This is a genomic window from Bradyrhizobium sp. (assembly GCF_049581145.1).
In the GTDB taxonomy this organism is placed as follows: Bacteria; Pseudomonadota; Alphaproteobacteria; order Rhizobiales; family Xanthobacteraceae; genus Bradyrhizobium.
Map to the genome: position 1 here is coordinate 1 of NZ_JBAURI010000819.1, position 5,225 is coordinate 5,225.

The window sequence follows — 5,225 nt, forward strand, 5'->3', positions numbered from 1 at the left end:
CTCTTGGACGGCATCGGGACTATCATTCGTCTGTCACGAAACGGTCATTGGCGTTTCGTGTCAAGTTGTCTATTATCATAGACAACTTCAGTCGAGCAAGAAACACCGTGCGCAGCGACCTGGAACAAGACGAGAAAGACCGCAGCCGCAACCTGGCGCGGCGCAAGGCGGCGATGGCCGTGCTGGCGCATGCGACTGCGGCCGAGATCGCCGGACGGCTTCAGGCCGTCGGGCCGCCGCCCTACGAGGCGTTGCGTGAGCCCGAGAACGGATTGGTGATGGTGCGCGGCCGTATCGGCGGCGATGGCGCGGCCTTCAATCTCGGCGAGGCGACGGTGTCGCGCGCGGCCGTCAGGCTTGCGAGCGGCGAGGTCGGTTTTGGGTATACTCTCGGCCGCGACCTCGAGAAGGCGCGGATGATCGCGCTGTGCGATGCCTTGATGCAGTCCGAGAATTTTGCCGGCCGCGTCCAAAGCAGCGTGATCGCGCCGTTGCGCGACGCCATGCTCGCCAGACGCAACCAGGAGGCCGAAGAGGCCGCGGCGACACGGGTCGACTTCTATACAATGGTGCGCGGGGAGGGCTAGAGGGGATGACGACAATCGCCGAACTGCCTGCGGGATTTGCCGATAAGGTGATATCGGCGCAATCGACCTTCCGCTCGGTCATGGATGCGATGGCGCGCCCCGGCAGCGTGCAGCAGGTCGTGGCTTCCGTCGGGACGCCGCCGTCGGTGATGCGGGGAACGGCGGCCATCGCGCTGACGCTGTTCGATCACGATACGCCGATCTGGCTTGACGCGCGGATGTCGGAAACGCCCGAAATCGCCAAATGGCTCAAATTCCACAGCGGTGCCCCGGTGGTTGCCGACTCCTCGATCGCCAGTTTCGCGCTGATCGGCGAAGCCCGCGCACTTGGCGATCTGGAGCGGTTTTCATTCGGGACCAATGAATATCCGGACCGCTCGACGACGTTGATCCTGCAGGTCGAGAGCCTGACGAAAGGACGCGATTATCACTTGCGCGGCCCCGGCATCGACGGCTCAGCCATGTTGCGGGCCACGATCGAACCAGTGGATCTGTTCGATCGTCTCGCCGGCAACGCCGGCTTGTTTCCGCGCGGCATCGATGTCGTGCTGGTCGCAGACGACAGGATTGTCGCGATCCCGCGCACGACGCGGCTGGTCGCCAACGGAGGTTGATGCATGTACGTTGCGGTCAAGGGCGGCGAGCGCGCCATCGAGAACGCCCATCGTCTATTGGCGCATCAGCGCCGCGGCGATCGCTCGATTCCCGAACTCTCGTTGTCCCAGATCTCCGAGCAGCTTGCTCTCGCCGTCGATCGGGTGATGAGCGAAGGTTCGCTGTATGATCGCGAGCTTGCGGCGCTCGCGATCAAGCAGGCGCGCGGCGACATGATCGAGGCGATATTCCTGGTGCGCGCCTTCCGCGCCACCCTGCCGCGCTTCGGAGCGACCGAACCGGTCGACACCGGTACGATGCAGGTGCGGCGGCGGATTTCCTCGACCTTCAAGGATATCCCGGGAGGCCAGATCCTGGGCCCGACTTTCGACTATACGCATCGGCTGCTCGATCCGCAGCTCGCCGAAGGCTTTGTTCCGGAGCCGCCTGCGCACTCGGAGGCCGCGCCGGCCGCAACGCCGCGCGTCACCGATATTCTTGGCCGCGATGGCCTGATCGAACCGTCGCCGGAAGCCACGGCGGACGCGCCGGTCGGCGATCTCACGCGTGAGCCGCTGAGCTTCCCCGCCGACCGCGATCTGCGGCTGCAGAATCTGGCGCGCGCCGACGAAGGCTTCCTGCTGGCACTCGGCTATTCCTCGCAGCGCGGCTATGGCCGCAATCATCCGTTCGCCGGCGAAATCCGTTTCGGCGAGGTCGAGGTGGAGTTTTTCGCAGAAGACGCCGGCTTTGCCGTGCCGCTTGGCGCGCTCGCGCTGACCGAATGCCAGATGGTCAACCAGTTCAAGGGCTCGGCAACCGAAGCGCCGTGCTTTACCCGCGGCTATGGCCTGGCCTTCGGGCAGAGCGAGCGCAAGACCATGTCGATGGCGCTGGTCGATCGCGCATTGCGCGCGCGCGAGCTCGGCGAGGATGTGGTCGCGCCGGCGCAGGACGAAGAGTTCGTGATGTCGCATTCGGACAATGTGCAGGCGACGGGATTCGTCGAGCATCTAAAGCTGCCGCACTATGTCGACTTCCAGTCCGAGCTTGGCCTCTTGCGCAAGCTGCGCAAGGAATTTGCCGAAGCTGAAGGCCAGCCGGCGCTGCGGGAGGCCGCCGAATGAACGCGCCGTCCTACAACTTCGCCTATCTCGACGAGCAGACCAAGCGGATGATCCGACGCGCCATCCTGAAGGCGATCGCGATTCCCGGCTATCAGGTGCCGTTCGCCAGCCGCGAAATGCCGATGCCCTATGGCTGGGGCACCGGCGGCGTGCAGGTGACCGCTGCGATCCTCGGGCCCCACGATATCCTGAAGGTGATCGATCAGGGCTCCGACGACACCACCAATGCAATCTCGATCCGCAAGTTCTTTGCCAAGACCGCCGGCGTCGCGACCACGACCTCTACTGCGGATGCCACCGTGATCCAGACCCGGCACCGGATTCCGGAAGCGCCGCTGCATGCCGGCCAGGTGCTTGTGTATCAGGTGCCGATCCCCGAGCCGCTGCGTTATCTCGAGCCGCGCGAGACCGAGACGCGGCGGATGCATGCGCTCGGCGAGTACGGGCTGATGCACGTCAAGCTCTACGAGGACATCGCGCGCTTCGGCCATATCGCGACCTCCTATGCCTATCCGGTGAAGGTGAATGCGCGCTATGTGATGGATCCGTCGCCGACGCCGAAGTTCGACAATCCGAAGATGGACCACTGTCCGGCGCTGCAATTGTTCGGTGCCGGCCGTGAGAAGCGGATCTATGCGATCCCGCCGCATACCTCGGTGGTCTCGCTCGACTTCGAGGATCACCCGTTCACGCGCTATCGTTTCGACGCGCCATGCGCGCTATGCGGCGCCGACGACTCCTATCTCGACGAGATCGTCACCGACGACCAGGGCGCTCGGATGTTCGTCTGTTCCGATACCGACTATTGCGAGCGCCGGCAGGCCGAAGGCCACCGCGGCAGCGAGAGCGCCGCTCCGCACAACGAGAAGGCGCATGGTTGAAACGCGAGGCGCCAAACAGGACGACCAGCCGCTGCTGGTGGCCGACGCGCTCGGCAAGACCTACGGCCGGCTGACGGCCTGCCGCGACGTCTGCTTCGCGCTTTATCCGGGCGAGGTCCTGGCGATCGTCGGCGAGTCCGGTTCGGGCAAGACGACGCTGTTGCAACTACTGTCCGCACAGCTGGCGCCGACCTCAGGAGGGGTCTCCTACCGGATGCGTGACGGCGTGTTGCGCGATCTCGCTTCGCTTGGCGAAGCCGAGCGGCGCTTTCTGTTTCGGACCGACTGGGGCTATGTGCATCAGGACCCGGCGCAGGGTCTGCGCATGGCGGTCTCCGCCGGAGCCAATGTCGGCGAGCGGCTGATGGCGGTGGGCTGGAATCATTATGGCCGGATCAGGCAGGCCGCGTCGTCCTGGCTGGAGCGGGTCGAGATCGATGTGGCGCGGATCGACGACGCGCCGCGGACCTATTCCGGCGGCATGCGCCAGCGGCTGCAGATCGCCCGCAATCTCGTCACCGAACCGCGCCTGGTGTTCATGGATGAACCGACCGGCGGGCTCGATGTGTCGGTGCAGGCGCGGCTGTTGGACCTGATGCGAGGTCTCGTCGGCGAATTGGGGTTGGCTGCAATCGTCGTGACCCATGATCTCGCGGTGGCGCGATTGCTGTCGCACCGGGTGATGGTGATGAAGGGCGGCCGGGTGATCGAGACCGGCTTGACCGACCAGGTGCTCGACGACCCGCGTGAGCCTTATACCCAACTGCTCGTCTCTTCGATTCTGCCACCATGAGCACGCCAATGCCTGCTATGATCGAGATCACCAACGCTGAAAAGACCTTCACCATGCATCTGCAGGGCGGTGTGAAGCTGCCGGTCGTGCGCGGGGTGTCTTTTGACGTCCATGCCGGCGAATGTGTGGTGCTTGCGGGGCCCTCGGGCGCGGGAAAGTCGTCGATCCTGAAGATGATGTTCGGCAATTATCGCTGTGATGGCGGCCGCATCAGCGTCTTGCACGAGGGTGCGCCGCTCGATCTGGCGAGCGCCCGGCCCAGGGACGTCCTGAACGTGCGCCGCAGCACGATCGGCTATGTCAGCCAGTTCCTGCGCGCGGTGCCGCGGGTGCCGAGCATCGACGTCGTCGCCGAGCCGCTGCTGGCGACCGGCACATCGCGCGGAGATGCGCGCGAACGGGCAGGCAATCTGCTGCGCTGCCTCAACATTCCGGAGCGGCTGTGGTCACTGCCGCCATCGACGTTTTCGGGGGGCGAGCAGCAGCGCATCAACATCGCGCGCGGCTTCATTTCGGACCATCCGATTCTGCTGCTGGACGAGCCGACCGCTTCGCTCGACGCCGCCAACCGCGAGGTGGTGGTCGGCCTGATCGACCAGAAAAAGCGTGCCGGCGTTGCCATGGTCGCGATCGTGCATGACGACGAGGTGCGTCGCCTGATCGCCGACCGCATCGTCGACGTGACCGGTTTCGCCGCCGCGGCGTGAGGGAAGATGATCGAGATGACTGCACCGCCGTCAGAGACCGTCATCGGCAATGCGAGGATCGTGCTCGCCGATCGGCTGATCGAGCGCGGCTGGATCGCCGTCGCGGACGGTCGCATCGCGGAAATCGGCGAGGGCACGGCACCAGCCGGCAGCCTGGATGCGGCCGGCGATCTCGTGATGCCCGGCCTGATCGAGCTGCACACCGATCATCTCGAGGCGCATTACGTGCCGCGGCCAAAAGTGTTCTGGGATCCGGTTGCGGCCGTCATCTCCTATGACGGCCAGCTCGCGACCTGCGGCATTACGACGGTCCTGGATTCGCTGCGGGTCTGGCGCGAAGACGGCGCCGAAGAGGTCGATGGCCGCGCCAGCCTGCTGGCGGAAGCCATTGCGTCCGCCCGCGACGCCGACCTGTTGCGCGCCGATCATTTCCTGCATCTGCGCTGCGAAATCCCGATGCCGACCGTCGTCCAGGACGCCAACGAACTGGTCGGACGCCCCGACGTGCGGCTGATGTCGTTGATGGATCACACGCC

The 5,225-nt window shown here is 65.2% G+C and carries 6 protein-coding genes and 1 pseudogene; all 7 read left to right on the forward strand.

The genetic code is table 11. The annotated features are described in order from the left end of the window. The first annotated feature begins 173 nt into the window (after positions 1–173). Positions 174–587, forward strand: coding sequence for a phosphonate C-P lyase system protein PhnG (phnG, locus tag WCB02_RS26850; protein WP_423962789.1), 414 nt, complete (start codon positions 174–176; stop codon positions 585–587). Between the two features lie 5 nt (positions 588–592). Next, on the forward strand, positions 593–1,201 hold the full coding sequence (gene phnH, locus WCB02_RS26855; RefSeq protein WP_423962784.1) for a phosphonate C-P lyase system protein PhnH: 609 nt from the start codon (positions 593–595) through the stop codon (positions 1,199–1,201). Between the two features lie 3 nt (positions 1,202–1,204). Then, on the forward strand, positions 1,205–2,308 hold the full coding sequence (locus tag WCB02_RS26860) for a carbon-phosphorus lyase complex subunit PhnI (protein ID WP_423962785.1): 1,104 nt from the start codon (positions 1,205–1,207) through the stop codon (positions 2,306–2,308). Continuing rightward, the gene (locus tag WCB02_RS26865) at positions 2,305–3,189 is read left to right on the forward strand and encodes an alpha-D-ribose 1-methylphosphonate 5-phosphate C-P-lyase PhnJ (protein ID WP_423962786.1); all 885 of its coding nucleotides are present in this window, start codon (positions 2,305–2,307) and stop codon (positions 3,187–3,189) included. The genes WCB02_RS26860 and WCB02_RS26865 overlap by 4 nt, the downstream gene beginning before the upstream one ends. Next, entirely contained in the window at positions 3,182–3,982 is an 801-nt protein-coding gene (gene phnK, locus WCB02_RS26870; RefSeq protein WP_423962787.1) for a phosphonate C-P lyase system protein PhnK, read from the forward strand. The genes WCB02_RS26865 and phnK overlap by 8 nt, the downstream gene beginning before the upstream one ends. An 8-nt stretch (positions 3,983–3,990) precedes the next feature. Further along, positions 3,991–4,689, forward strand: a complete 699-nt coding sequence (phnL, locus tag WCB02_RS26875) for a phosphonate C-P lyase system protein PhnL (RefSeq protein ID WP_423962788.1) — start codon at positions 3,991–3,993, stop codon at positions 4,687–4,689. A gap of 15 nt (positions 4,690–4,704) precedes the next feature. Further along, positions 4,705–5,225: pseudogene (locus WCB02_RS26880) on the forward strand (alpha-D-ribose 1-methylphosphonate 5-triphosphate diphosphatase); the annotation flags it as partial.

What these genes read in the sequence shown, in the direction of transcription:
- phnG (WP_423962789.1), top strand. Translation starts at nt 174, where the DNA reads ATGGCCGTGCTGGCGCATGCGACTGCGGCCGAGATCGCCGGACGGCTT.
- phnH (WP_423962784.1), top strand. Translation starts at nt 593, where the DNA reads ATGACGACAATCGCCGAACTGCCTGCGGGATTTGCCGATAAGGTGATA.
- WCB02_RS26860 (WP_423962785.1), top strand. Translation starts at nt 1,205, where the DNA reads ATGTACGTTGCGGTCAAGGGCGGCGAGCGCGCCATCGAGAACGCCCAT.
- WCB02_RS26865 (WP_423962786.1), top strand. Translation starts at nt 2,305, where the DNA reads ATGAACGCGCCGTCCTACAACTTCGCCTATCTCGACGAGCAGACCAAG.
- phnK (WP_423962787.1), top strand. Translation starts at nt 3,182, where the DNA reads ATGGTTGAAACGCGAGGCGCCAAACAGGACGACCAGCCGCTGCTGGTG.
- phnL (WP_423962788.1), top strand. Translation starts at nt 3,991, where the DNA reads ATGCCTGCTATGATCGAGATCACCAACGCTGAAAAGACCTTCACCATG.